Genomic DNA, 26,288 nt, shown 5'->3' with positions numbered 1-26,288 from the left:
ATTTTTACCGTTTTTACAGGTTGAATTTAACAAGAGATGGTTTAGAGAACCGCCTTTCCTGGAGGCGGTTCTTGGTTTTTGTCCGCGGGCTACCGGAAGATAGTGCATTTCGGAGGTTCGTGCAAGATAAAAAGAACCGTAGTGTAGCCGAATGGGATGAAGGAAATATGGAAGTTGAGGCAAGCAAGTGGAAAGGAGCAAGGTAATGGATTTATTTTCCGGAAAAGCTTTAGGAATTAATATTCGTTTTGAGCAATTGGAACAGGCAGGTAAACAGCTAGGTTCATTAGAGACGCAAATGCGGTCAGTCCATTCTGAAGTTTCAAATCTTGCGGGGGGGATAAGTGAACAGTTCAGTTCAATCAATAGTCAGATTCAAGGGGGAAATTGGGGTGGAGCGTTTGTTAGCCTTACAGAAAGCATGGCCTCTTCGAAACAGCAAGTTTCCCAGTTGAAAAGCTCGCTCGAAGAAATGGGTGTTTCTTTTAGTGGAATCCAATCTTCAATGGATTCCTTTAACTTGCCAATTGATACAGCGAAAATTGGTGAAGCGGGACAACTTGTTTCCACATTAGGCACACAATTAACAGAGGTACAAACGCAAGCAACCAATTTTGCTACTGGTATTACGGAAAGTTTCAGTTCCATTAGTTCAAGTTTATCTGAAGGAAATTGGAGTGAAGCATTCTTTGAACTTGTTGGCGGAATGGGGTCAACGCTTGAAGCGGTTGGTCCGTTGAAAGAATCGATTATGTCCGTCATTGGCACGATTCAAGCTCTATCAAATGTTCTTGGGATCTCACTTGGACCGATTGGACTCATTGCTGTTGCAATTGCAGGGTTGGTTGCTTTATTTATTCATTTGTGGAATACAAATGAGACATTTAAAAATGGGGTTCTTTCCGTTTGGGAAACAATTAAATCAGCTGTCTCAACGGCTCTTACCTTCATTGGTCCGCTTATAGAGACGGTGTTTCAAACAATTTGGTCTGTAGTCCAATCAGTAATGGGGTTCATTTCAAATTTAATGCAAACAGCATGGCCAGCTATCCAATCTGTTATATCAACGGTTTGGAATGCCATTAGTACAGTAATTGGCACCGTTATTAACTTTATTATGAGCTTTATTTCGAGTGCAATGAGTTTCATTAAAACTGTAATTACAACTTATTTGAACATCGTTAAGCTGTATTTTACAACGATTTTCTCAGCCATTCAGCTTATTGTTACTACTGTAATCAATGTAATCAAAACGATAATCCAAACAGGAATGACAATGATTCGCACGATTATTACGACTGTTTTAAACGTTGTCCGAACAATCTTTACGACGATTTTTTCTGCCATTTCACAAACAGTCACGACTGTGATAAACCTGATTCGTACGATTATACAAACAGGAATGAACATGGTGCGAACGGTTATTTCAACAGCTCTAAATACAGTCCAAACCATTTTTACAACGATCTTTAATACAGTGAAAAGCGTAGTAACAACTGCAATCAACTTTATTCGATCGTTCATTTCAACTGGGATTTCAGGGGCGCGCTCCGCTGTATCAACAGGGTTAAACGCTATTCGTTCTACATTTACGAATATTTTTAACTCAGTCCGAACAAGTGTAACAACTGCAATGACTAATATCCGCACAGCAATTTCGGATGGTATTCAAAGAGCGCTGGATGCTGTCATGAACTTCGTCGGTCGTTTTAAAGAGGCAGGAAAGAACATTGTAAATAGCATTGCAGATGGTATACGCGGTGCAATCAGTTCTGTAACTGGCGCGATTTCGGATGTCGCCGGAAAAGTCCGCGACTTTCTACCGTTCTCACCAGCGAAAGAAGGACCACTTCAGGATATTCATCGATTAAATTTTGGTGGGCCTATTAAAGATTCAATTAACGATGATATACCGACAATCGAACGTGCTTTTACAAGAGCATTAGCACTTCCAGATATTCAAGGAGCGGGTTCTCTTGTTAACAGAGGTCTTGATCGTTTAGACCAAAGCCTTGGTTCAAACGCTCAAAATTCTAGTTTTGAGCGAATGACAGTTGAAGTCCCCGTACATCTTGAGGGCAAACAGATCGCAAAAGTGACTGCCCCGTTTATGGATGCAGAATTTGGGCGGCGAGGCCAAATGGCAGTACGTGCTAGAGGACGGTATTAATGAGAGGGGGTACAATGAATGAATGCTTGGTTTTCATTTAATGGAGTTAATTTTTCGAAGTGGTTAAAACTTCTTGGGGATAATCGGGCAGTACTTCCACCGCGCAAAGTGACAAACGTAGAAGTGAAAAATGGTGTGATACCTGCAAATAAGCGTTGGGAGGAACGCCAAATTGAAATAGACGTACTGATGCTTTCGGAAAGTTATGAAGAACAAAGGAAAATGATGCGAGAGATGGCCCCATTGTTGGCTTTGGAAGAAGGAGAACTTATATTCTTCGATGAACCAGAGCTTTCCTATAAAGCATTTGTTTCTGATTTTACCGATTTCTCTGGTAAAGGGCTTTTGAAGACAGGCAAGATTATTTTTCAAATTTCTGAACCTATGGGTACAGGTCTGAAGAAGCAGGTTCAATTAAATAGCGAAAACAATACGATTAATTATGAAGCATCAGCAGAAGCAATGCCTATTTTTGCCATATTATTTGAAGAAGACTCATCAGATTTTGTCATTGAAAAAGACAACAAACCATTCCGATTAATAAGATCGTTTAAAAGTGGAGATCGGGTTTGGATTGATACGGAAAAGGGGTTAATTCGTCACAATGATGAGCTAGCGATGCCAATTCTGGATCTACGGTCACGATTCACTGACTTATTCCTAAAAAAAGGAGAAAACCATTTTAATTTACCAGACAATGTAGAAATAGAAGCCGTTTTTAACGAAAAATGGTACTAAAGCAAAGGAAGGGGGGAAATTAATGAACCTATTCGTGTTTAATAGTGAAGAGCAACTGCTTGCCGTTCTTGATGAACGGCATGTGGTAGAAGCGATTCACACAGAACAATTAAATAATGTTCATTCGCTAGAATTTACTGTTTTAGCTAATAGCGATCATGCTTTTGGAATTATGGAGGGGAACTTGGTTGCATTTTGTGATCAAGACGACAACGAATTCCAATTGTTTGAAATTGCGATTGTTGAGGATAACCACGGAGATGTTGCTTTAAAGACAGCGATTTGTGAGCATGCAATCAATGAATTATTAGATGAATATGTGAAAAGTGCTGTGTTCGAGAAGGCAAGTGCTGATAAAGTATTGGATTATTTACTTTCGTCAACCCGTTGGCAAAAAGGGGAAGTCTCTGCGCTTGGAGAGGCATCGTTTAAGATTGAAAGCTCGAATGTAAAAAGCGCTTTAAATGAATTGCTTAATACATGGCATGGCGAAGTAAAATGCCGCGTCTCTATTTCCAGAAACAAAATTGCAGGTCGGTACATCGACATTTTGTCTCGAAGAGGAAACGACACGGGGAAGCGGTTTGAATACGATAAAGATGTAAAGGAAATTGAGCGCACCGTTGACATGACAGGAGTCAAAACAGCTATTAGAGGGTACGGTCAGCCTAAAGAAAACGAAAATGGAGATTCTGGTGAACCGTTAACGTTTAAAGACGTAGTTTGGAAAAAAGAAAATGGAGACCCTGTGGATAAACCAAAAGGTCAAGATTGGATTGGGGACGAACACGCCCGTCTTATTTGGGGAAGAACAGACCAAAACGGCAAACGACATCGCTATGGCATTTATGAACAATCAGATGAGAAGGATCCTGAAAAGTTACTGCAACAGACGTTTGAATACTTGGAGTCGACCTCTTCTCCATTGGTGAATTACGCAGGTAAAGTAATCGATTTGTTCCGTCTATCGCTTTATGAACATGAACGTGTACACCTTGGAGATACAGTGGCGGTACTGGATGATGACGTGTATCCAAAAATTCAAGAACGCACAAGAATCATTGAAATAAAGCGAGACTTGCTTGACCCAACAAATGATGAAATTGTGCTCGGTGAATTTTTACCGCTCTTTTCTGATCCCAATCAAGAACTTCAACGTGTTGTAGCAAAAGTAAAAGAGAACGCGCACGTTTGGGACAAAGCAGGCCGCCCCATTAACCCGGGTTCTTTTCCGGATATCCCTCCTGAAACACCAGGAAATGTAATGGCGACAGGTTTGTTTAGTGCAGTAATGGTTGAATGGGATTATAACTACTTGAACACTTATGTAGCTGGTTACGAAGTGTACGCTAGTGAGGTAGAGGGATTTGCTGGTACACCGGAAACGCTTGTTTACCGTGGAAGAGCAAATGGCTATGTATTTCAAGGAGAGGCAAACAAGCAATACTATTTCAGAGTTCGAGCTTTTAATTACCATGAAACGTACTCTGCTTTTTCAGAGGAAATAAGTGCGACAACAGCGCGAATTGTGTCTGATGACATTTTGTTTGGAGAAGATATTGCCAATGAGTTGCGTCGTTTGTCTGAAAGAGCGCAAATCATAGCAGACGGATCGCTAGGCATCGATCAAATTAAGCAAGAGGTTTTTGATCAAGTCGAGCGGGATACGCGCAATTATACAGATCAAGAAATTCAGCATGTTGAAAATCATATCAATCAAGAGCTGGCTGATAAGGCTGGCTTTAATTATGTGGACGGGAAGTTTACTGATGCAGTTGAGGTGATAAACGGTGTTGAAGGCGACATACGCAAGGATCTAGCGGACAAAGCAGGACTAAGTTATGTTGATGGCAAGTTTGGAACAACTGATGATCAAATCAATGCAATAAATGACGGTATATCAACTATTAATACAGATTTGGAAATATTAGATACTGGTTTATCCTTGCGTATTGAAGGCGTTGAGGGCGACCTTGATAAAAAGCTTGATACGGGCGAATATACAGAAAGAATGACAAGCATTGACGCCAGTATACAAGGCATTAATACAAAGGTTTCAGACCATACGACAGACATTAATACTGTTACTGGTGAGGTATCAGGGGTTAAGTCCAGAACTTCCACTTTAGAGCAACGAGCGGATGCTTTTAATTTCAACTTAACGACGTTGGAAACAAGTTTCGGGAATATGGAAATTGGCGGTCGGAACTTAATAATAGGCTCTTCTCAAAACTTGAAATCTATAAACGTCGGGGAATGGGGTTATGCGTCGTTATTTAGAGTACCTATGGATCGGGCTTCACTTTCGATTGGAGATCCAGTTACTATGAGTGTTTACGTACAAGACATTCCGAACGGCGAACGGGTGAGACTTCGATTTGATTGGTTTAGAGCGGATGGGACTTATTTGAATCATTCGTCTGCTGTTGATCAGGCGGTATCTACAAATGGGAGAATACATTTCTCTGCTATTATTCCGAACGACACAACTGGTTCAGGCTTCACAGAATTAAGGGGTAGAATAATGCCCGTTAGTTGGACTTCGACCTATCAAATTAAAATAAAGCAAGAAAAATTGGAACGCGGCACTAAACCCACTGAATGGGATTTTGCGCCGGAAGATATTGCCGGAGATATAGGCACACTCAAAGAGCGTACAACAAGAACAGAAACTTCTTTAGAGGTCCTACCGGGTCTTATTTCTGCTAAAGCTTCCCAAGACCAAGTTGATCGTATCGAGAGCAATAAACTCGACACCTCAGTTTACACGCAAAAAATGTCCGAGCTTGCTGTTGATCTAAACGGTATACGTGGAAATGTTAGTAGCACAACTACAAAGGTTGATGATTTAACAGGCGAAGTTATCTCGTTGACCGACAAAACAGGTTCTTTAGAGTTAACTGCCGAACGATTTGGCACTTCAATTGAACGTATAGAGAGCGCACCAAGCAGTGGTACAAACCTTGTCCCGGATGGTAGTTTCGAAGCAGGTGGCGTTGGTTGGACAGGGAATGGGGAAGTGAGATCAACAGATAGCAAAAGCGGCAGTAAATCGCTGTATTTTGCCCAAAATTCGTCTGGTACTAGAAATCACTCAGTAACAACACCTATCGTTGTAACGCCGGGGAATTTATTGCGTATTTCCTATTGGTATAAAACTAGTGCGAATGCCAACGGCTCAGCCAACAACCAGAAACTCCGTATTGGCAGGATCACGGGTGGGCTGTTAGGAGATAGAGGTTGGAGCGGCGCCCAAACAGAATGGATGCAAATCCAATGGGAGTTTCGCGTTCCTAGTGATGTCAATGAAATTGATGTTCGTATGGTCACGAACCAAACACAGGGTTGGGTAATGGTCGATGATATACAAATTGTTGATATTACTGAATCTAAGTCTATTGCAAACGAATTAAGCAGCCAGAAAACGGCAATTGATCAAAAAGCTGATTCCATTGACTTGAGAGCCACGAAAACAGAAGTTGACGGTATTGCCGGACGTATGACCAAGGCAGAGGGGGAAATATCGGTTCAAACCGATCAGATCACTCAAAAAGTATCAAGAGATGGCATTATTAGTGCTATTAACCTGACACCGGAGCAGGTCAAAATTGACACTAGATTGCTTAATGTTGGTGATTTTACTAACTTAGCAGATAATAGCGATTTCGAAGACGATAAACCAGAAACTGTACCGCTAGGATGGTTTAGTGGCACAAATATCAGAGTACAAGATATGAGAAGTTGGACAAACGGGAACGGTTCTAATCAGTCTATGAGGGTTGAACCTAGGGCTAGTGGTAACGTAGACGTTTATCAAGAAAGATACATTAAAGTCGCACCAGGTGAACAGTTGTATATCGAAGCCGAAACGAGAATGCTCAATACGAGCGGCAACAGGTCACCACGCATCGGTTTCAGAACCTTTGATGCCAAAAAAGGGGCGTTGACTCACTTAGTCGTAGCAAGTGTTAACAATGCAGGTTCATCTTGGGTTACAATAAGCGGAACTTTTACAGTTCCGTCAAACACTGCTTATGTGCGAATTTGGTTTACGTGGAACAATCCTGCTGGTGCTAATAACTCAATGTATTTCGATAACATCATTGTCAGAAGACGTGCCAATGCGCAATTGATCGTAGATGGAGCTATCACAGCCGACAAGATGGCTGCTGGATCAATAACCGCTGGAAACGCTGCGCTTGCAAATGCATCGATCACACGCGCTAACTTGCAAGAAGCCATCATCACAAATGCTCATATTGCAGAAGCAACAATCCAAAGCGCCAAGATAGCTGGTTTAACTGCGGATAAAATCACGGCTGGTACGATTAGATCGATTAATTTAAATGCTGTAAACATTACAGGTTCGATCTTCACATCCACAAACGGGAACAACACAACCACCATACAAGGTGGTTATTTTGATTCACGCGGTCGTTACACTCGAACATGGTTCGGATCAACCAAAACGCATACCGTATCACTTCGAGCATCAGATGGCTATTTCATGGCTGAAAACATCAATGAAGACCGCCGCCTTTATTTCTCTGATTTTGGCTTATCGACATTTCTTCGTGGATATGATGACGAGAATGCCAACTATGAAAACCACGGGTCAGGTGTCATAGAGTTTTTCAGTCATATGTATAACGGGGATAGCTGGAATACACCAACTGTCCGCGGACTCACTTTGTTTTCTAACAGAGGGAACATAGGAATTAAAACAGAGCTAAGAGATATCATCTTAGACGCTGACAGGGATATAAAAATAATATCATCACGCGGTGTAGTAACAATTATGCCAAGGGATGACAGGAGAGCTGGTAACAACCATTATCAGTTTGGCGTAAAAAATAACGATAGTCCGAGCGATACTGATGGATGGATTGCATATGGTTCACCAAATACGAATTTCGGTAGCGGATTACGCTTCCAGAAAACTTCGGCTGGCGAACCTTATCTGTGGGCGACAAATGGTAACGGTGATAAAGGTACAGGATCGTTAAGCGCTAAAAGGCTGCATACGTACGATTGGTACGAGGGGCACATAAGAGCTAAAACGAACAATATCTATGCTCTAGTCAATAACGAGCTTCGTATCACGAATTTTAACGGTGTTACAGACTCACCTATCTATTATAGAGATCTTGCTTGCCGAGATATCCGAGCAAACACAATGCGAGTTAATGGCGGTAACAATTTGTATTTAGCTCCGGGACCGGGTAATGAGGTTCGTGTCACTTCAGCCGCATTTCGTAATAACGATTCGCCTAACTATAGACGGATTAGAGCGAGTGAATTTGCAAGGAGTTCATCAAGAACGTATAAAACACAGATTGAAAAGTTTTCTGGTAGCGGTCTTGATGTAATGAAGGATTTGAACATCGTTACTTATTATATGAAAGCTGATTTAGAACCGAATTCAGGCATAGCGAATCCGAGATTAAATATAGGTGTCATTTCAGAGGATAGTCCAAGCGTTGCAACAGAAGATGGTTTAGGTGTAGAGGATGGAAGAGTTTTATTCTATGCCGTAAAAGCGGTTCAAGAACTAGATATTAAATTAGAAGACACCGTTGATCGAGTGTCTTTTTTAGAGCTTGAAAACCAGTTGTTAAAAAGAAAAATAAACGAATTAGAGGAGCGGATTGCATGATTACAATTTTGAAGAAGGACTTAGATAGAGTAGCAAAGTTTTTAGTTGGGATTGAATTATCTGGTGTGGAGAATATTCACCGTATGCGTATTGTGAATGTGCTGAAAAAGCAGCATGAGGAAATTGTGGCTGAAGAGGTCGAGTTGCTTAAAGCTCATGCAGAAGTGGATTCAAAGGGTGAACTGGTACGAAGTGAGGGAGGTGGTTTCCGTTTAAAGGATCAAGAGTCCGCTACAGAGTTTCGGGAGCAGCAAGAAAAACTCTTTGAGGAATCATTTGTAATTGACAATCCGAATTACAAGCAAGCTTTAGAAACATTAGAAGGAATCATTATGAATTTAGATCAGAAGTTGTCTAACGAAGATGCAGAGATACACTTTTTGGTTGTAGAAGCATTTGAGCAAGCAAAAGAAGAAAAGGGAGATGATGAATAATGTTAGGAGTAGAAAAGTTAGATTTACGCGTGTCAGGTGTCGATTTTATGTATGGTAGTACGGAGGAAGGAATTGAAGGAGTGCGTTTACGTTTTTTTGTAACCGATCCAACAGGCGAAATTAACGCAAGTGGTGGTGTTCAAGTAACGATGGAAGAGTATTTTCAGGCGCCAGGATTGGTCGCATTGGTGGACTTAATTAGAGAAAAATTTATTTCTCGACTTGAAGCACCTACAGAAGAAGCCGAGTAAGGCTATTTTTTTATGCCAAATAATCTAGTTCAATTTGCATAATCTAGTGGTTTGAAAATGATCTGATGAAGCTTTAGATATAGAGTTGCTTGTAAAAATTGATGAGAATAGCAATATATAAATCGACAAAAATAGTTTTATATATTCTAATATTTGTCCCTGTCAAACTTCTATTATGTTGAATATGAATAATATAACCGCTAGAGCAAATGCGGCTAGCTGGGACAAGCACCTAATAAAAGGAGGAAATTACTATGGTTAAAATCTTTTTAGATCCAGGGCACGGTGGAAGTGATCCTGGCGCTGTAGGTAATGGTTTACAGGAGAAAACTTTAAATCTGACAATTGCATTGCGGATTCGTGATATGTTATTAGCAGAGTATCAAAATGTGGAAGTAAGGATGAGTCGTACAGGTGATACCGCTGTATCACTTACACAACGGACAAATTTGGCAAACAGTTGGGGAGCAGACTATTTTATGTCTATTCATATAAATGCAGGGGGAGGTACAGGCTTCGAGTCATTTATCCACACTAGTGCAAGCTCGGGTTCAGTAAATGCTCAGCGCATTATCCATCCGGCGATTATCCAGCAGATTGGTGGAGTAAACCGTGGGCAGAAAGCTGCAAACTTTGCGGTTTTAAGAACGTCTACTATGCCTGCAATTCTAACAGAGAATTTATTTATTGATCATGCAAATGATGCTGCTTTATTAAGAGATTCATCCTTTTTAACCCGCATAGCACGTGGTCATGTAAATGGATTAGTTCAAGCGTTAAACTTGCAAACTGGCGGCGGTGGAGGCGGAACGATTTACCGCGTACAGGCAGGTGCTTTTTCATCCAGAGCAAATGCTGAAGCACTCCAAGCAAGGTTAAGAGCGGATGGATACGAAGCACTTATTACAGAAAGCGGTGGATTATTCAGGGTACAAGTTGGCGCATTTTCTGTACGTGCGAATGCCGTGGCACTTGTTAATGAATTGCAAAGTAAGGGATATGAAGCGACAATTGTTACCGCGTAAATGAAAATGAGAATCATTCCTTGCGTTTAAATGGAACATTCGCTAAACTAATTAGTAAGAATGTTATAAATGAAGGATGATTTGATGAACGAAAAAACGCTATTAATAGATGAGATTATAAAAGGGCGTCGCTCTATCAAAAAATTTAAACAAGATGCAATTGATATTGATGAACTTATTGAAATTTTAGAAGTAGCTAAGTGGGCACCAAACCATAAAATGACCGAGCCGTGGCGTTTTCTTCTCTATGCTGATGAAGGAAAAGATTCATTTATTAATGCCTACCTTAAGACGCAAATGGGGAGCGATGGAACGGTTCCAGCAAAAGCGGAAAAGAAGGCGGCCTACTTTAAACAAATTCCGCTTCATCTAATTGTTGTAATGCCAGAGGATCCTAGGCAAAAGACTTGGGATGAGGATTATGGTGCTGTGAGCGCAATGATTCAGAATATCCAGCTTGCGGCTTGGGCCCGAGGTATTGGTATGATTTGGCGTACAAATGATTGGATTTATAATCCTGTTTTTAGAGAAGCGCTTGGTGTGGAACCTGGAGAGAAAATTGTTGCTACTTTAATGATTGGCTATGCTGACTTTATACCAGAAGCAAAAGGTAGAACGTCTATTGTAAATAAATTAACAGTCATTAATAAATAAAGCTTGAAGCAGAAATGCTTCAAGCTTTTTATTTATGCGTTATCATATGTATGCTATTGTAGAAATGAGCATTTTGTCTTATGAATTTTGAAATGAGAAATTGATATATAAGAGAGGGGTTTCATTGCAGTGAAGCAATTTTATATGCGAATGGGTTTAGTGATGATTGGAACAGGGTTACTGTTATCTGGGTGTTCAGAATCTTCGCCTGAAGATGCGGTTACCGTCTACATAGAGCACTGGGAACAAAGGGAATATAGTGAAATGTATAGCATGCTTACTGACACAACAAAAGAAGAAATAGCCGAAGACGAGTTTGTTGAAATGTATGAGAGTATTTATGACGCATATATTTCAGATTTTACTGTACGGGCAAGCTTCCCTGATGAGGACAACGATGATCGTTTAGAATCGATTCAAATCGAAGTGGGAATGGAAACGGTTGCTGGACCTTATTCGTTTAATGAAGAGATGGTTGTTGCAAAAAACGAGGAAGATGAAGACACAAATTGGCAAATTGAATGGAGTCCACAGTTGATTTTTCCAGAGCTTCAGCCTGGTGACACTGTTGAGTTTAATACGTTTCAGCCAGAGCGAGGACAGATCTTTTCTTCTGATGGACAAGGATTAGCGATTAATGGAGTTGTTTTAAATGTCGCAGTAGTGCCAGGAAGAATGAATGATGAAGAACGTGAAGTTGAGCAAATAGCAAAAGGACTAGATGTATCAGAAGATATGATTCAAAACCGATTAGAACAGGGGTGGGTAACAGATGAGAGTTTTGTGCCAATCACCCAATTACCTGAAGCGGAACTCTCATTTATTGAAGATTTAATGGAAGAGATTCCAGGACTTACATATCGTTTAGATCCAGGTAGAGTATATCCTTTTGGATCAAGTGCGGCACATTTAACTGGATACGTAAAACAGATAACCGCTGAACAATTGGAAAATCGGGAAGGCTTAGGTTATGATAGTCAATCAATAATAGGACAAACAGGACTAGAGTCTGCTCAAGAAGAACGTCTTCGTGGATATATTGGAGCTGAATTAATTACGCGAGGCGCTGACGGTTCTCGTAAAGCAACGCTTGCTGAAACGGAAGCAGAGGATGGTGATGATCTTTATTTGACTGTTGATATGGATATTCAAGAAGAGATTGTCCGGCAACTTGATAATCAGCCTGGAACCGCCGTGGCTCTTCATCCAAAGACTGGGGAAACACTCGCTCTTGTTAGTTCGCCAAGTTATGATCCAAATCTTATGGCTTTAGGTTTGACGAGCAGTCAAAGTGAAGAGCTAGATGAAAATGAAGACGAGCCCATGCTTAATCGTTTTTACTATTCGTTCTCACCAGGGTCGACAATGAAGCCATTGACTGCAGCATTTGGATTAGAACAGGGAACGCTGGTACCAGAAGATACAATTGCGGTGAGTGGGAAAGAGTGGCAGCCAGATGATTCAGATTGGGGGGATTATTCAGTTCGTCGTGTTACGGATCCTGGGGGGCCTGTTGATTTAACAGATGCGCTTGTTTATTCAGATAACATCTATTTTGCAAATGTGGCTCTGGAGTTAGGGGGAGACTCAATGCAAGAATGGGCTGAATCATTTGGGTTCTATGAAACAATTGATTATTTATATCCATTTAAACAATCAACGTTAACTGAAGAGGATGGCTTTTCCTCAGATATCCAATTAGCCGACAGCGGATATGGTCAAGGGCAGGTACAAGTGAATCCTTTACATTTAGCAACTATGTATACACCTTTCTTAAATGAGGGGGCAATTATTCAACCGATACTTGATCAAGACGAAGAGACAGCTGTTACTTGGAAAGAATCGATCTCAGCTGAAACAGCCAAGTGGATAGATCAAGCTTTAGAGCAAGTTGTGTCAAGTCCAACTGGAACAGCTCATTCAATGCAAATTGACGACTATTCATTAGCAGCTAAAACGGGAACGGCTGAACTTAGTGGAGCCCAAGGAGAATCTGGTGATGATGTATTAGGTTGGGTTGTTAGTTACAACCGAGATGATCCAGACTTACTAATTGCAATGATGCAAGAAGGTGTTCGAAGTGGAGAATTACTTGATAAGATAAAGAAGATTTATGAATTTGCTCGTTAATAATTGATTAAAAATCGGATTGAAATACTCCGCACATGCCTGTTTTGTTGTGCATAAGATAACGCATAACGGACTAGGAGGTTATCAGGTGCAACCAACTTATTGGCACAATCGACAGCACCCTGGACAAAATTATCGTCGTCCTTATGGGTACGGGTATGGCAGACGTCCCTTTTATAGTGGAGGAAATGCTTTTCTTGGAGGGCTTGTAGGAGGGCTTGGCGGGTCGCTTTCTTGCTGGTCCATTACTGTATGGAGGATACGGTGGTTATGGTTATGGCGGCTATCCACCTCCTGGTTATGGCTATGGTTATCCACCTTATGGTGGAGGTTATTATTATTAAAAAAATAGACACCAACGCTTAAGCGTTGGTGTCTATTTTTTTAATAACTAATAAGGGCGTCCATCGCCACCCCAAATGCCAGAACCGCCGATGATGATAATTAGAATAAACAATACGACAATAATGCCAATTGCCCAGGCACCACCGCCACCGCCGTATCCAGGACCATATCCCGGTCCGGGTCCATATCCGTAGCCTCCACCACATGGAGGAGGCGGACAGCAGCCATTCCCATAGCCAGTATTATAATAGCCCATAAAAGCACCACCTTTCTAGGATATTACACGATATGGATACTAGCCATAAAAGGTGAGGAACATAAAGAATTTGGGCAAAGATTATTTAAAATCAATAGGAAAGCTAAACGTCATTGGCGCATGATGGAAATCAGCATCTTCTATCAAGGCTTCCTTTGTGAAAGGTGAGTATGTTGAAATTGTCGCTGACGAAGTAAGGGGTTGAAATGTAATTAACCTCATAAACCCATTGCCCCCTTTTTCATATCCTTGGTAATCAGAGAGGATCTGCACGACTGTGCGTTCATTCACACCGTCGTTATCATCATCAAGACGATCAAAACGTTGAGCAGTCCCATGAAAATGACCGCTTAGAACTAGTTGCACAGATGGATTAGGTACGACCAACTCATTAAAAAGTTGTTCTCCATCAGAAGAACGTTTGCCATCAACTTGTAAGTAACGGTGGGTTGCAAGAATCGTTGTATGTTCTGGATGTTCTTTAATAATGGACTGTGCCCAAGTAAGTGTGTCCGTATTCCACCCGAATCCTAAATAAACAATAAGGAATTTATGACCACTTGCTTGAATGATGTCATAATGCGCTTCATTATTTTTGTGAGCACCCCTGAACTGTTTATGTTGCTGGAATCTTTCTGTACCAAAATACTCACCAAACTTTTTGTAGTTCAACTTTTTATGACCAATATCATGATTCCCTGCAAGCACCCCATAAGGAATGTTTGCTTGGTCTAATTTTTTCATTGCAAGGTCCGCTTGAATCCATTCAAATTCGTTATTCATGTGGTCAACAACATCCCCTGTATGAATAACATATTTTAATGATTGTTCACGCTCATTATCAACAATCCATTGTGTCATTTGATCAAAGATATACGGATAGTGCAAGGAATAATACTGTGTATCGGACATCCAAACAAAGGTGAATGGTTTATTTCCTTTTGCAAAAACCGTTTGATCTGGAGTAACAATAAGAATCATTAGTACCATTATTAGTAAAAAAACTTTTAAAGACTTATACATGTCATCACTCCTTACACAGTATTGTTTGAAAAAGAGTGGAAATTATGTTTGTGGAATCAATCTTTTTGTTAAGGATATAAAAAACATGGTACGATCTACACAAATGATAAGGAGTGATAATGGAATGTCATTAAATGATTGGTTTAATAAAGGGGTAACTGCCCAAGATTATATTGAAGCAATGGATGAAAACAAAGATCGTTTGCTCTCTATTTACCATGACTACCAAGTAAGTATAGAAGCTCATAATCGGCTTTTGACCTTAACTGATAAAGGAATAAAAGCAATTGTCCTCACTGCAGATTGGTGTGGCGATGCAATGGTTAATGTTCCCATTTTTTTACGGATGGCACAACATGCATTAATAGATGTTCATTTTTTAATTCGAGATGAGAACTTGGAATTAATGGATCAATATTTAACAAATGGACGTGCTCGATCAATTCCAATCATTGTTTTTTTTGATAAAGAGGGGAATGAATTAGGCAAATGGGGGCCGCGGGCAAAAGCAGTGGAAACAATTGTGACAGAATGGAAAAAAGAGCTACCGGAGCCTCATACAGATGAATATAAACAAGCATTTACAGAAACGTTTATTCCACGGATGCACCAACTATTCAAGAAAAAAAATACGTGGAACATCATAGAAGAAGACATGCTTGAGACGATGATTAAGATAAACAATTAAATTAAAATTGAGCGCAGGTTTACAATTGTTACCTGCGCTATTTAAAGAAGACAAACTCAACATGGAAGAGTAATGATAAAAGAAGTTCGGAATGTTACAATAAAGAAAAGAGCAAGGGGGAAAGCGAATTTGTCAACTACTACACATAAAATAGATGAAATAATTAAAAATGTCGAACGGGTGATTATTGGAAAGAAAGAAGAAATCCGTTTATGTTTAGTGGCATTTTTAGCTGAGGGACATGTTTTACTTGAAGATGTGCCTGGGGTTGGAAAAACTGTATTTGTAAAAGCGATGGCTAAGACAATTGGTGGCTCCTTCAAACGTATCCAGTTTACACCGGATTTATTGCCAACCGATGTAACAGGTGTGTCCATTTACGACCAGAAAAAGCAAGTGTTTGAATTTAGACCTGGTCCTATTATGGCAAATGTAGTTTTGGCTGACGAAATTAATCGAACTTCTCCTAAAACTCAATCGGCGTTACTGGAGGCTCTAGAGGAGGGGAATGTAACAGTCGATGGAGAAACCATTAAGATTCATTCTCCTTTTTTTGTTATGGCTACGCAAAATCCGGTCGAGTACTCTGGAACTTTTCCTTTACCAGAAGCCCAATTGGATCGTTTTTTAGTTAAAATCAGGCTCGGATATCCTACTTTAGAAGAAGAATTAGAATTATTAAAAAGAGTGGAACATGAACATCCCATTGATACATTAGAAAGCGTTGTGTCACTAGAAGAACTGCTTATGCTTCAAGCTGAATCAAAGGAGGTCTTTATAGATGAACATGTAAAAACCTATTTGATTAATATCATTCACGCAACTCGTTTAAACCGTGAAATTGAACTTGGCGCAAGTCCTCGTGCGTCTATCGCTCTCATGCGGACAAGTCAAGCATATGCTCTAGTAATGGGTAGAGAGTATGTAACTCCTGATGATGTGAAACAAGTAGCCCCTTTTGTGCTTGGGCATCGTATTCGTTTGGGGAATGAAGCTTTAATGAGAGAACAAGAGCCTGAAACTTTGTTAGAAGAGGTTATTAAACACATTCGCGTCCCTGTTGAACGAAAAAGGCAAACGACCTAATGAGCAACTTCCGATTAAAGATGGTGGTAATGCCCATTCTTAAGTGGCTTCTTGCAATTTTTATTTTTGCTGGCTTTTTTACTTACGGAATGTTCCAAGGTGGTTTCGTAAGTTGGTTTTTATTTTACGGTGTGGCAGCTCTTTTTATAATCTCGTGTTTAATCCCTTTCATCTCTTTAGTGGGACTTAAATCAAGTCGCAGGATATCAATTGAAGAAACCGAATCTGGCTCTGTTTTCGATGTTTCAATAACACTATCTAAACCGTGGTTTATTCCTTTCTTTTATTATGAAGTTATTGACACCGCGCCTCATTCCATTAAAAAAGAAAAGAATAAGACCATTTTTTTCTTTTCTTTTGCAAAGGAAATGACTTTCTCTTACGAAGCTAGCGCATCTAAACGAGGAGTTTATCATTTCAATGAGACACAAATTATCGCTCATGATTTGTTTGGTTTATTTTGGTTGAAACGGAAAATGAAAGAGGAAACTCTGCTACTTGTTTACCCACCTTATTATTTAATTCAGAATCCACAATACCTTTTTGACAATGTAAAGTTAGCAAAAAGGTTTAAAAAAGGAAATGACGATCATTCCATCGCTGGGGTGCGCCCCTATGTAAATGGAGACCGCATGTCTAGAATTGATTGGAAGCGTTCTGCAGGAGTAGCTGGACTATTAACAAAAGAGTTTGAAACGGATCAAAATGAGGAAGTGACTTTGATTGTATATCCTATGATTGTTAGATCAGAGCAAGAGAGAGAGTGGTTTGAAGCAAGCGTTATTGATGCTGCTTCGCTTGCCTCGACTTTTATAAGAGTAAAAGCTCATGTTTTATTATGTACGTACAATCAAGGGGGGTGGAAAAAAACTCAAATAGAGGAACGATCATGGAAACGAGGTTTGCGTGATTTAGCCCAAGTGGAACCACTAGCCTCTACAATCGACTTACCGATGCCTCCATTAAATGCTGGAGATAGTGGAATTATAGTTCTTGCTTTACCTTTTATGACAGATCACATCTTGCAATTAGTGAAGACCCTTATTAACCAAAGGGTAGATTTGCATGTTATTGTTGCAAAGCCTATAGAACAAGAGTATCAAGAAGAAATGAAGCGAATAGGTGCGCAACAATTTGAACCAATTTATATGAGAAGGAGGGCAGACTATGCATAAAAGGAAACGAGTTTTTCGCGATTTTCTTCTGTATATGTTTGGATTCCTCCTTTTATTGGAATGGCTTTATCCTGTTCCGTATATGACCTACACGGACGAGAAATGGTTATTCATTATTACCGCAGGTTTGTTCTTTTGCATTACTTTCATTAAGTTACCACTATTCATATCACTATTTTTGCGCTTGGCTATCGTAATAGGTGCGTTATATTGGATGTTTCCTGATCGTACGATAGACGAAAACTGGCTGTCTATGTTTATCGACGATCTGATTTACAATGTAATCTTAATGGCTTCTGGTAATTTAGTGGGTATTACTGATTTGCACCGAACATTATTGTTTCTATTACTGTTATCTATTATGAGCTATTTATTGTATTACTGGATTGTACATGCCAGGAGAATTCTTTTATTTCTATTAATAAGCATCATATATATTAGCACAATCGACACGTTCACCGAATACAGCGGAAGTTGGGCAATTGTTCGGATTTTTATAGTCGGTTTATTCTTGCTTATGGTACTTCATTTATTAAAAAAGGGAGAACATGGAGGTGCAAAGGTTGTTTATTCATTTAAGGGCTTAACAAGTGCCTTTGCATTAGTAGGTGTATTTATTGTTGCTGCTGCATCAATTGGCTATGCTATGCCAAAACCAGAGCCCCAGTGGCCAGACCCTCTTCCGTACATTCAATCATTCTTTGGGTATTCAACCGAAGGAAGTGGAACAAACCAACGAATTGGTTACAGTGAGGATGACAGCTATTTAGGTGGAGGCTTCATTCAAGACGATACCCCTGTTTTCACTGCAGAAGTCGAAGAAGGGCAGTATTGGAAAGGGGAAACAAAAGATTTATACACAGGTATAGGGTGGGAATTATCTCTTTCAGATGGTCTGAATGAACGAAGTGTTGAACCACCAATTGTACATGTAAGTGAACGACCAATTGAAACTGTGGAGATTGAAGAAAAGCAGGCTTTAGTCCAGTTTTATAATGAGGGAGAACAACAGTTTAGACAGTTGTTTTACCCAGGTGAATTAACGACTCAAGTTGTCAGTGATGCATTCAATGATGAATATCACCAAATCCAAATCGATCCTCTTTCGGATATGGCCACACTTGTTAATGGAGATTTTCCTCCCAATCAATATGAGCTTACTTTTTATGATCGAACATTTATGGTGGAAGGATTAAAAGCAATAAGACGGCCTGAATACTCTGAGGACGAGTTGCAAAGCTACCTACAACTTCCTGATGAACTCCCAGACCGAGTAGGGGAATTGGCAGAAGAGATTACTTCAAATTCCGAGGACCAATATGATATGGTTGTCGCGATTGAACGATTTTTAACTGGTCCTGACTTTGAATATGAAACCGATGATGTTCCAGTTCCGGAGCCCGGCCAGGATTATGTCGACCAATTTTTATTTGAAACGATGCGTGGTTATTGTGATAACTTTTCAACCGCAATGGCTGTGATGTTGAGATCGCTTGATATTCCAACAAAATGGGTGAAAGGTTTTACTGAAGGTTCGAATGAGGGGTTATCTAACGAACGAGAAGGCTTCAATGAATATCTTGTAAGTAATAATAATGCTCATTCATGGGTAGAAGTGTATTTTCCCGATGTTGGCTGGGTCCCATTTGAACCAACACCTAGTTTTTCTGGTTTTGATTTTCAACAACCAGAGATTGACTTTGATGCCCCAGACGATGATTTAGAAGCTGAAGAACCAGAAGATCCAGAAGTTGATTTGCCTGAATCACCAGAGATGGAAGAGGAAACAGAGGAATCGAGTGAAAACGTAATTAGTGATGACAATAACAACGGACGTTTTGGTGTATTGTTAATCAGTATAGGAATTATTTGTGTGTCACTAGCAGTTTTTTTATTAAGGAAACCAATTGCACGTTTCTATGTGAGTCGTAGTTTTGAGCACGGAAGTGAGCCAGAGTCATATGCAAAGTCTTACGAACGTTTAATTTGGTTATTGTCCATTCATGGGTTTAAACGTTTAGAAACGCAGACTTTAAAAGAATATGCTAGATATGTTGATAGGGAACTCGATTCAGAGAAAATGAGTGAACTGACATCAGACTATGAGCAATTCTTGTACAGCAACGAAACCCCTATTATTAATGAAGACCGCTTTAAAGAAAATTGGAAAAATATCTTCGAGAAAATCAAATCTTGACCTTATTCAGTAAGGCTTGTTATGATTAAATTTGTATGAACTGTATAAAAACAAGCTTTTAATAAAATGATTGTAATAGACATTTGTTAATAAGGGCTGCAATTATAATGGGTTTTGTTCCATTGTTCTTGTAGCCGTTTTATATGCGTAAAGCAAAAGACTTTTACGTGAGATTCAGAAAAAACATGCAGGGGTGAAATATATGCAAGTAGCAAATCATGAAACGATTGTTGTGCTTGATTTTGGCGGACAATACAATCAATTAATTACGCGCCGCATCCGGGATTTAGGTGTATATAGTGAGCTACATTCCCATAAAATCACAGCGGACGAGCTTAAAGAAATGAATCCAATTGGAATTATTTTTTCTGGCGGACCAAATAGTGCATATGTAGAAGGTGCACCTAAATGTGATCCAGCGATTTATGACCTTGGCATTCCGATTCTTGGCATTTGTTACGGTGTGCAACTAATGACTCACCATTTTGGTGGGAAAGTAGAAAAAGCATCACACCGTGAATACGGAAAAGCATTACTTAATATAGAAAATCAATCGGATCTATTTAAAGGTCTTCCAATTGAACAAACCGTTTGGATGAGCCACGGCGATAAGATTATTGCTCCACCAGAGGGCTTTACTGTGGATGCTTCAAATCCATCTTGCCCAGTTGCTGCTATGAGTGATGAATCACGTAAGTTTTATGGCGTCCAGTTCCATCCTGAAGTACGTCACTCAGAGTTTGGTAATGACCTCCTTAAAAACTTTGCGTTTGAAATTTGTAAAGCAAAAGGCGAATGGTCAATGGAAAACTTCATTGAAGAGGAAATCAAAAAGATCCGAGAACAAGTTGGCGATCGTAATGTTTTATGTGCGCTTAGCGGTGGTGTTGACTCTTCTGTAGTAGCGGTTTTAATTCATAAAGCAATTGGTGATCAATTAACATGTATGTTTATCGATCATGGCTTACTTAGAAAAGACGAGGCAGAAAGTGTAATGGAAACATTTAGTGAAGGATTTAACATGAATGTTGTTAAAATCGATGCAGCTGATCGTTTTCTTGGAAAATTAAAAGGCGTTACAGATCCAGAACAAAAAAGAAAAATTATTGGTAATGAGTTTATCTATGTATTTGATGAAGAAGCAGCTAAGCTGAAAGATAAAAAAATGGATTTCTTAGCACAAGGAACTCTTTATACGGATATTATTGAATCAGGTACCGATACAGCGCAAACAATTAAATCACACCACAATGTTGGTGGACTACCTGATGACATGAGTTTTGAGTTAATCGAACCTTTAAACGCACTCTTTAAAGATGAAGTTCGTGCTCTTGGCGCAGAACTAGGCATTGATGATGAGATCGTATGGCGTCAACCATTCCCTGGGCCAGGTCTTGGTATACGTGTCCTTGGTGAAATTACAGATGAAAAACTGACGATTGTTCGCGAATCAGATGCCATTTTGCGTGAAGAAATTAAAAAAGCAGGTCTTGAACGTGAGATTTGGCAGTACTTTACTGCACTTCCTAACATGCGAAGTGTTGGCGTGATGGGTGATGCGCGTACTTACGATTATACAGTTGGTATTCGTGCTGTAACTTCAATTGATGGAATGACCTCTGATTGGGCACGCATCCCATGGGATGTACTCGAAATTATTTCAACACGAATTGTAAATGAAGTTGATCACGTCAATCGAATTGTTTATGATGTAACGAGCAAACCACCTTCCACAATTGAGTGGGAATAATAAACACAAAAACCCTTTTTCTTAAGAAAAAGGGTTTTTGTTTATTAAGTGAAGAAAATGATGTACGTGGCAAGCTCTAGGTGAATACCCTGTAGCAAGAGAAAGGAGTGGAGGCTATGAGACATTTTCATGGTAATTTCCCACATCATCAAGGGTACCAGGGAGCACAACCTCAATATCAAGGAGAAGAAAGAAATTCACACGAGCAAAACCAGATGGGGGGGATAATACCTCAACAACATCACCAAATGCATGGTCAACACATGAATATGAATAATGAGAATATGCAAGGTTATCAAATGAATATGAATGAGAACATGCAAGCTCATCACACGAGTACGAACAATGAATATTCTCCGTCTATGGCTAACAATCAGCAAGCCCTTCAGCAAATACAAACACAATGTAATCAAATGAAAGATCACCATGTTGAATTAAGAATGGATGACGGACAGTCAGTTGATGGAGTTTTAACTGAAGTAAATAATGAGGGCGTCACATTATTGGTGGGCGAAGATGTTCATTATGAAGAAGAAAGACAGTTTGGTTATAGATATCGTCGGTATCGTCCACGCTTCTTTCCCTATGGTCGTTTTGGTGGAATTGGATTTTTCCCTTACTTTTTCCCACCATTCTTTTACTAAAAGTGAAAGGAGTGTGTATTCTAAACACACTCCTTTTTATTGGTGTTTACAGTTGCTAAAGGGAATTAACTCAATATGTCGAATAAGATGAGTCGGACAAGTTCAAAAATCTTAACCTTTAGGAGGGTTTTACCAATGAAATATCGCCAACTTGGAAATACCGATTTATCAATTAGTGAGTTGAGTTTTGGTACATGGGCAATAGGTGGCTCATGGGGGGAGAAAGATGATAAACAGTCATTGCTTGCATTGGAAAAGGCTATTGAAGCAGGTGTCAACTTCTTTGATACTGCTGATGTTTATGGAGATGGTCATAGTGAAGAGTTGTTAGCTCAAGCAACTAAAGGCAGAGAAGATGACATCTATGTAGCATCAAAATTTTGCAGAGCTGGGGATATTACTGACCCATATACTTATAATGAAGAAACTGTACGGACTTATTTAGAAAATACATTAACTCGTTTAAAAAGAGAGCGGATCGATTTGTACCAAATTCATTGTCCACCAAAAAAAATTCTAGAAGAGGGCAGTGTGTTTCATGTTCTAGATAAGCTGCAAGCAGAAGGGAAAATTAGATATTATGGTGTCAGTGTGGAAAGCATTGAAGAAGGACTGATTTGTCTAGAACAGCCAAATGTTAGAGCACTTCAAGTCATTTTTAATGTGTTACGTCAAAAATCACTCGATAAACTATTGCCTCTTGCTAAACAAAAAGGAGTTGGTATTTTGGCGAGAGTGCCTTTAGCGAGTGGTTTACTAACTGGAAAGTTTACGAAAGAAACTACATTCGCAGAGGATGATCATCGAAAGTTTAATCGTCATGGTGAGGCATTTAATGTGGGAGAGACTTTCGGTGGTCTTGAACTTACGAAAGGTGTAGACCTTGTTAACGAGGTTAGTTGGATTAAAGAAGGCAGGGAATCTCTCGTACAAGCATCACTCCGTTGGGTATTAGATCAAGAGGAAGTATCTGCAGTCATTCCAGGGTTTAAAAATGTAAAACAAGTACAAGAAAATTTAAGGGCATTTAATGTACGTGGATTTACAATCGATGAAAAAAACAGACTTAAAGCATTTTATGATGAACATGTGCACGATCAAATTCGTGGGATTATTTAAGTAAATGTACGAGCTCAAAGAGAGCTCATACATTTGTGGATAGATAGAGTTGGAAGCTTTACTTAAGGTAGGGATGATTATATGCAGCGTGTGATGGTTGTAGGTATTTCAAGTGGAGTCGGTAAATCAACTTTTGCCAAAAAGCTAGCAAATGCATTAGAGTTGCCCGTCTATCATTTGGACACTTTCTATTGGAAGCCACATTGGGTGGAGGCTTCACCGGAAGAATTTTCGTTTTTACAGAGAGAGGTTGTGGCACAAGAGAGTTGGATCATAGAAGGAAATTATAACAGTACGTTTGGAATAAGAACAGTACGTGCAGATACCATCATTTATTTAGAGCTGCCACTTCGAGTGTGCTTGTTTCGAGTATTTAAACGATGGCTGAAAAACATGGGAAAAACACGTTCTGATATGGCAAACGGTTGTAAAGAGAAAATTGATTATGCGTTTATTAAATTTATTGTAACAACCTATAGACCACGGAAAAGGAAGATGGATGATCGATTACAACGTTTTATAGAAAGTGGAGCTAATAAAAAAGTTATACGCTTAAAGGGAAAAAAAGCCATTAACTCTTATATAAGGACCTTAAATAAGGCTAATTAGTTGAAGCGTCAACTTATGTACTTTATGTAAGAGGAACCGGGCTTGGTTCCTCTTTCTTTATGTCCAACGGCTAAAGTAGCGTTTCACTTTGTTTGAAAAAACGTGCCATTGTTCCCGCAGAGAAGGAGTATCATCACGTTTTTTCCATTCTTGGTACGTGGCAAAACTAATTAAAGCCGCCCCAGCTGTCATTAAATAAACCCACCAAGGTAAGCTGCCCCAAGCATCCCTTGTTGTGTACATGGTGTTTGAGAGTAGCACGATAATACCGGTCAGAAAATAGGCTGCATACTTTAGAAAAAATCCGATTAATAAGGCTACAACAGCAAGAATGCTTAGGACAAGACTATTTGTCAAATTCTGTTCTGCAAGCGTGTAAAAGCTCATTACAACAAAACCGATAATGGCCACAGAGGTTTCTGAATAAGGTCGCCAGAGGGCAAAGGATAATTCCTAAATCTTCCTACTATCTTATATTAGTTACTAGTACCAGGTCATTAAGTATTTGATATTTACATGAATTATCATATTTATCCAAATAAATTGAAGACTAATTAAATAATTATGAATTCCACTCTTCAAAGCTTCATAAATCGGGTATAGCTTCGTGAGGTTGTCATGAAGCAAAAAAAAGGAGTGGCCCGTATGGCAAAACAAATAAGTCAATTGAGTCGACCGACTATAGGTGATTTTCTTTATCATTCAATCAAAGAAGAAGGGATTACCGATGTATTTGGCGTGCCAGGTGATTACAATTTCGCTCTTCTTGATAAGTTAGAACAATACGAAGGTTTGACATTTATTAATGCTCGGAACGAGTTGAACGCTGGATACGCGGCTGATGCATATGCACGACTAAAAGGGATGGCTGCATTAATTACGACTTTTGGTGTCGGTGAATTAAGCACAGCTAATGCGATTGCAGGTGCAAATAGCGAGAATGTACCAATTATTCATATTGTTGGTGCTCCAGACTCTTCTTTACAAAAGTCTAGGAAATTTGTGCATCATACGTTAATGGATGGAGATTTTCAGGTGTTTCGCCGCATGTTTGAAGAGATTTCAGCGTATAGTGCTGTTTTGACTCAAGAAAATGCAGCTTTTGAGATTAAAACAGCGATCCAGATCGCAAAAGAAAAGAAAAAGCCTGTTTACTTAATGATTGCTGACGATGAGGTAATGGATGAGTTGATGCCACGTGAAGCGGAATGGACTGATACTAGCACAGAAGAAAAGCTATTGCAAAATGCGTTAGCCCATGCGGAAACATTGCTTAAAACGAGCCGGAAAACAATTTTACTTGCGGATTCAAAAGCGAAAAGTTTTCAACTGGAAAGCAGTATGGAACAATTGGCACAGCGTATGAATATACCAATAAGTTGTATGGTGTACGGGAAAGGTGCAATTGATGAAGCACACCCAAACTACATCGGTGTATATGCAGGGAGTTTTGGTAGCCAGGACGTCCGGAAAGCTGTTGAAGAGGCAGATTGTGTTATAGCTGTAGGTCTTGTATGGGCTGATACGAATACAGCGAGCTTTACGTCAGAATTAAACCCTCAAAAAACGATTGAAATCCAGCCTGATTTTGTAAAGATTGGTGAGGCGGAATACCGTTTAGTAAAGGCTGATGATATGCTAAAAGGTTTGATGGATATTGGAATAAAACAAGTTGATTCAATCCCACAGTATACATTTCCTTACGATAAGAAGGTGGAAATTAGAGAAGAAGAATTACTCGTTGCCAAAGCGTATTATCCACTTTTGCAACAGTTTATAAAGGAAGAGGATATTGTTCTAGCTGAAACAGGCACTTTCTTCTATGGAATGTCCCAAGCAAAATTAAAGCGAGGGGTCAGTTATATTGCCCAAGGTGGATGGCAATCAATCGGTTATGCGCTCCCTGCTACTTTTGGAGCTTGCATTGCAAATCCTGAACGCAGAGTTCTTTTATTTACTGGAGATGGGTCAGTTCAATTAACTGTTCAGGAAATTAGCTCAATGCTTCGGCATGATTGTAAGCCAATTATTTTCATATTAAATAATGGAGACTACACGATTGAAAAATATTTAAATACAGAGACAGACTATCAAGCTTACAATGAAATTCCAAACTGGTCCTACACAGACTTGCCAGCTGCGTTTGGAGGAGAGACATATTGTGAAGTAGTTGAAACAATAGGGCAGTTACAAGGAGCGTTAAAAAAAGCGGAAGAAGAAGTTCGTAACAAACTATGTTTAATTGAACTGGTTGTGAAGGAAGACATGGATGCACCAGATTATATGAAAAGGTTACGGAAACAAAAGATAGAGGAATAATCTAATGAACAAACAAGGC

Annotated in this window: 22 protein-coding genes; 19 read left to right on the top strand and 3 right to left on the bottom strand. The window is 39.6% G+C overall.

Annotated elements, in window-relative coordinates; all coding sequences use genetic code 11:
* The first annotated feature begins 71 nt into the window (after nucleotides 1–71).
* The 10 genes from BK584_RS25345 (at nucleotide 72) to BK584_RS25340 (ending at nucleotide 13,402) form a co-directional block, all read left to right on the top strand.
* On the top strand, nucleotides 72–206 hold the full coding sequence (locus tag BK584_RS25345) for a hypothetical protein (protein ID WP_281255744.1): 135 nt from the start codon (nucleotides 72–74) through the stop codon (nucleotides 204–206).
* Nucleotides 206–2,170 carry a phage tail protein gene (locus tag BK584_RS09125; protein ID WP_078392328.1) on the top strand — a complete coding sequence of 655 codons (1,965 nt, stop codon included), beginning with the start codon at nucleotides 206–208 and terminating at the stop codon, nucleotides 2,168–2,170. The genes BK584_RS25345 and BK584_RS09125 overlap by 1 nt, the downstream gene beginning before the upstream one ends.
* Before the next feature lie 18 nt (nucleotides 2,171–2,188).
* The gene (locus BK584_RS09120; protein ID WP_078392327.1) at nucleotides 2,189–2,908 is read left to right on the top strand and encodes a distal tail protein Dit; all 720 of its coding nucleotides are present in this window, start codon (nucleotides 2,189–2,191) and stop codon (nucleotides 2,906–2,908) included.
* A gap of 22 nt (nucleotides 2,909–2,930) precedes the next feature.
* The gene (locus tag BK584_RS09115) at nucleotides 2,931–8,564 is read left to right on the top strand and encodes a phage tail spike protein (protein ID WP_078392326.1); all 5,634 of its coding nucleotides are present in this window, start codon (nucleotides 2,931–2,933) and stop codon (nucleotides 8,562–8,564) included.
* On the top strand, nucleotides 8,561–8,998 hold the full coding sequence (locus BK584_RS09110; RefSeq protein ID WP_078392325.1) for a hypothetical protein: 438 nt from the start codon (nucleotides 8,561–8,563) through the stop codon (nucleotides 8,996–8,998). Before BK584_RS09115 ends, BK584_RS09110 begins: the two co-directional genes overlap by 4 nt.
* Nucleotides 8,998–9,249: a hypothetical protein gene (locus BK584_RS09105; protein ID WP_078392324.1), complete on the top strand. Its 252-nt coding sequence runs from the start codon at nucleotides 8,998–9,000 to the stop codon at nucleotides 9,247–9,249. The genes BK584_RS09110 and BK584_RS09105 overlap by 1 nt, the downstream gene beginning before the upstream one ends.
* A gap of 254 nt (nucleotides 9,250–9,503) precedes the next feature.
* The gene (locus BK584_RS09100; protein ID WP_078392322.1) at nucleotides 9,504–10,274 is read left to right on the top strand and encodes an N-acetylmuramoyl-L-alanine amidase; all 771 of its coding nucleotides are present in this window, start codon (nucleotides 9,504–9,506) and stop codon (nucleotides 10,272–10,274) included.
* An 84-nt stretch (nucleotides 10,275–10,358) separates the two neighbouring features.
* Nucleotides 10,359–10,928 carry a nitroreductase family protein gene (locus tag BK584_RS09095; protein ID WP_139365637.1) on the top strand — a complete coding sequence of 190 codons (570 nt, stop codon included), beginning with the start codon at nucleotides 10,359–10,361 and terminating at the stop codon, nucleotides 10,926–10,928.
* A 129-nt stretch (nucleotides 10,929–11,057) separates the two neighbouring features.
* On the top strand, nucleotides 11,058–13,058 hold the full coding sequence (locus BK584_RS09090; protein WP_078392319.1) for a penicillin-binding transpeptidase domain-containing protein: 2,001 nt from the start codon (nucleotides 11,058–11,060) through the stop codon (nucleotides 13,056–13,058).
* 218 nt (nucleotides 13,059–13,276) lie between these two features.
* The gene (locus BK584_RS25340) at nucleotides 13,277–13,402 is read left to right on the top strand and encodes a hypothetical protein (RefSeq protein WP_281255743.1); all 126 of its coding nucleotides are present in this window, start codon (nucleotides 13,277–13,279) and stop codon (nucleotides 13,400–13,402) included.
* 47 nt (nucleotides 13,403–13,449) lie between these two features.
* On the opposite strand, the gene BK584_RS09085 is transcribed toward BK584_RS25340, so the two are convergent.
* Together BK584_RS09085 and BK584_RS09080 are read right to left on the bottom strand one after the other, a co-directional pair.
* Nucleotides 13,450–13,659, bottom strand: a complete 210-nt coding sequence (locus BK584_RS09085; protein ID WP_078392318.1) for a hypothetical protein — start codon at nucleotides 13,657–13,659, stop codon at nucleotides 13,450–13,452.
* Between the two features lie 81 nt (nucleotides 13,660–13,740).
* The gene (locus tag BK584_RS09080) at nucleotides 13,741–14,682 is read right to left on the bottom strand and encodes a metallophosphoesterase (protein ID WP_078392317.1); all 942 of its coding nucleotides are present in this window, start codon (nucleotides 14,680–14,682) and stop codon (nucleotides 13,741–13,743) included.
* A gap of 124 nt (nucleotides 14,683–14,806) precedes the next feature.
* Here BK584_RS09080 and BK584_RS09075 point away from each other — a divergent pair, with 124 nt between their 5' ends.
* From BK584_RS09075 to BK584_RS09040, 8 genes are all read left to right on the top strand, one after another.
* Nucleotides 14,807–15,370 (top strand): thioredoxin family protein, encoded by a 564-nt coding sequence (locus BK584_RS09075; RefSeq protein WP_078392316.1) that lies wholly within the window; start codon nucleotides 14,807–14,809, stop codon nucleotides 15,368–15,370.
* Between the two features lie 129 nt (nucleotides 15,371–15,499).
* The gene (locus BK584_RS09070; protein ID WP_078392315.1) at nucleotides 15,500–16,456 is read left to right on the top strand and encodes an AAA family ATPase; all 957 of its coding nucleotides are present in this window, start codon (nucleotides 15,500–15,502) and stop codon (nucleotides 16,454–16,456) included.
* Between the two features lie 29 nt (nucleotides 16,457–16,485).
* Complete coding sequence (locus BK584_RS09065; RefSeq protein ID WP_169871161.1) at nucleotides 16,486–17,631, top strand: DUF58 domain-containing protein; 1,146 nt, start codon at nucleotides 16,486–16,488, stop codon at nucleotides 17,629–17,631.
* Nucleotides 17,624–19,828: a DUF4129 domain-containing transglutaminase family protein gene (locus tag BK584_RS09060; protein ID WP_078392313.1), complete on the top strand. Its 2,205-nt coding sequence runs from the start codon at nucleotides 17,624–17,626 to the stop codon at nucleotides 19,826–19,828. Before BK584_RS09065 ends, BK584_RS09060 begins: the two co-directional genes overlap by 8 nt.
* A gap of 202 nt (nucleotides 19,829–20,030) precedes the next feature.
* Nucleotides 20,031–21,578, top strand: coding sequence for a glutamine-hydrolyzing GMP synthase (guaA, locus tag BK584_RS09055; RefSeq protein WP_078392312.1), 1,548 nt, complete (start codon nucleotides 20,031–20,033; stop codon nucleotides 21,576–21,578).
* A gap of 116 nt (nucleotides 21,579–21,694) precedes the next feature.
* Nucleotides 21,695–22,222: a hypothetical protein gene (locus BK584_RS09050; RefSeq protein ID WP_078392311.1), complete on the top strand. Its 528-nt coding sequence runs from the start codon at nucleotides 21,695–21,697 to the stop codon at nucleotides 22,220–22,222.
* 135 nt (nucleotides 22,223–22,357) lie between these two features.
* Nucleotides 22,358–23,341, top strand: a complete 984-nt coding sequence (locus BK584_RS09045; RefSeq protein ID WP_078392310.1) for an aldo/keto reductase — start codon at nucleotides 22,358–22,360, stop codon at nucleotides 23,339–23,341.
* 81 nt (nucleotides 23,342–23,422) lie between these two features.
* Nucleotides 23,423–23,950 (top strand): P-loop NTPase family protein, encoded by a 528-nt coding sequence (locus tag BK584_RS09040; RefSeq protein WP_078392309.1) that lies wholly within the window; start codon nucleotides 23,423–23,425, stop codon nucleotides 23,948–23,950.
* A 57-nt stretch (nucleotides 23,951–24,007) separates the two neighbouring features.
* Here the strand turns inward: BK584_RS09040 and BK584_RS09035 are convergent, their stop codons facing one another.
* Nucleotides 24,008–24,337 (bottom strand): SCO7613 C-terminal domain-containing membrane protein, encoded by a 330-nt coding sequence (locus BK584_RS09035; protein WP_139365635.1) that lies wholly within the window; start codon nucleotides 24,335–24,337, stop codon nucleotides 24,008–24,010.
* A gap of 258 nt (nucleotides 24,338–24,595) precedes the next feature.
* Here BK584_RS09035 and BK584_RS09030 point away from each other — a divergent pair, with 258 nt between their 5' ends.
* A complete protein-coding gene (locus BK584_RS09030) occupies nucleotides 24,596–26,269 on the top strand; it encodes an alpha-keto acid decarboxylase family protein (protein WP_078392307.1) in 1,674 nt (557 codons plus the stop codon).
* Nucleotides 26,270–26,288: the final 19 nt, after the last annotated feature.

Origin of the sequence: Shouchella patagoniensis (assembly GCF_002019705.1) — a bacterium.
In the GTDB taxonomy this organism is placed as follows: domain Bacteria; phylum Bacillota; class Bacilli; order Bacillales; family Bacillaceae_D; genus Shouchella; species Shouchella patagoniensis.
Note: the sequence above shows the minus strand (reverse complement) of the source record. Positions and strands in the feature narration are given on the sequence as shown.

Coding starts and splice junctions, on each gene's coding strand:
- BK584_RS09045 (WP_078392310.1), top strand. CDS start 22,358: ATGAAATATCGCCAACTTGGAAATACCGATTTATCAATTAGTGAGTTG.
- BK584_RS09075 (WP_078392316.1), top strand. CDS start 14,807: ATGTCATTAAATGATTGGTTTAATAAAGGGGTAACTGCCCAAGATTAT.
- BK584_RS09080 (WP_078392317.1), bottom strand. CDS start 14,682: ATGTATAAGTCTTTAAAAGTTTTTTTACTAATAATGGTACTAATGATT.
- guaA (WP_078392312.1), top strand. CDS start 20,031: ATGCAAGTAGCAAATCATGAAACGATTGTTGTGCTTGATTTTGGCGGA.
- BK584_RS09110 (WP_078392325.1), top strand. CDS start 8,561: ATGATTACAATTTTGAAGAAGGACTTAGATAGAGTAGCAAAGTTTTTA.
- BK584_RS09100 (WP_078392322.1), top strand. CDS start 9,504: ATGGTTAAAATCTTTTTAGATCCAGGGCACGGTGGAAGTGATCCTGGC.
- BK584_RS09065 (WP_169871161.1), top strand. CDS start 16,486: ATGCCCATTCTTAAGTGGCTTCTTGCAATTTTTATTTTTGCTGGCTTT.
- BK584_RS09120 (WP_078392327.1), top strand. CDS start 2,189: ATGAATGCTTGGTTTTCATTTAATGGAGTTAATTTTTCGAAGTGGTTA.
- BK584_RS09125 (WP_078392328.1), top strand. CDS start 206: ATGGATTTATTTTCCGGAAAAGCTTTAGGAATTAATATTCGTTTTGAG.
- BK584_RS09040 (WP_078392309.1), top strand. CDS start 23,423: ATGCAGCGTGTGATGGTTGTAGGTATTTCAAGTGGAGTCGGTAAATCA.
- BK584_RS09105 (WP_078392324.1), top strand. CDS start 8,998: ATGTTAGGAGTAGAAAAGTTAGATTTACGCGTGTCAGGTGTCGATTTT.
- BK584_RS09095 (WP_139365637.1), top strand. CDS start 10,359: ATGAACGAAAAAACGCTATTAATAGATGAGATTATAAAAGGGCGTCGC.
- BK584_RS09115 (WP_078392326.1), top strand. CDS start 2,931: ATGAACCTATTCGTGTTTAATAGTGAAGAGCAACTGCTTGCCGTTCTT.
- BK584_RS09060 (WP_078392313.1), top strand. CDS start 17,624: ATGCATAAAAGGAAACGAGTTTTTCGCGATTTTCTTCTGTATATGTTT.
- BK584_RS09085 (WP_078392318.1), bottom strand. CDS start 13,659: ATGGGCTATTATAATACTGGCTATGGGAATGGCTGCTGTCCGCCTCCT.
- BK584_RS09035 (WP_139365635.1), bottom strand. CDS start 24,337: ATGAGCTTTTACACGCTTGCAGAACAGAATTTGACAAATAGTCTTGTC.
- BK584_RS09030 (WP_078392307.1), top strand. CDS start 24,596: ATGGCAAAACAAATAAGTCAATTGAGTCGACCGACTATAGGTGATTTT.
- BK584_RS09050 (WP_078392311.1), top strand. CDS start 21,695: ATGAGACATTTTCATGGTAATTTCCCACATCATCAAGGGTACCAGGGA.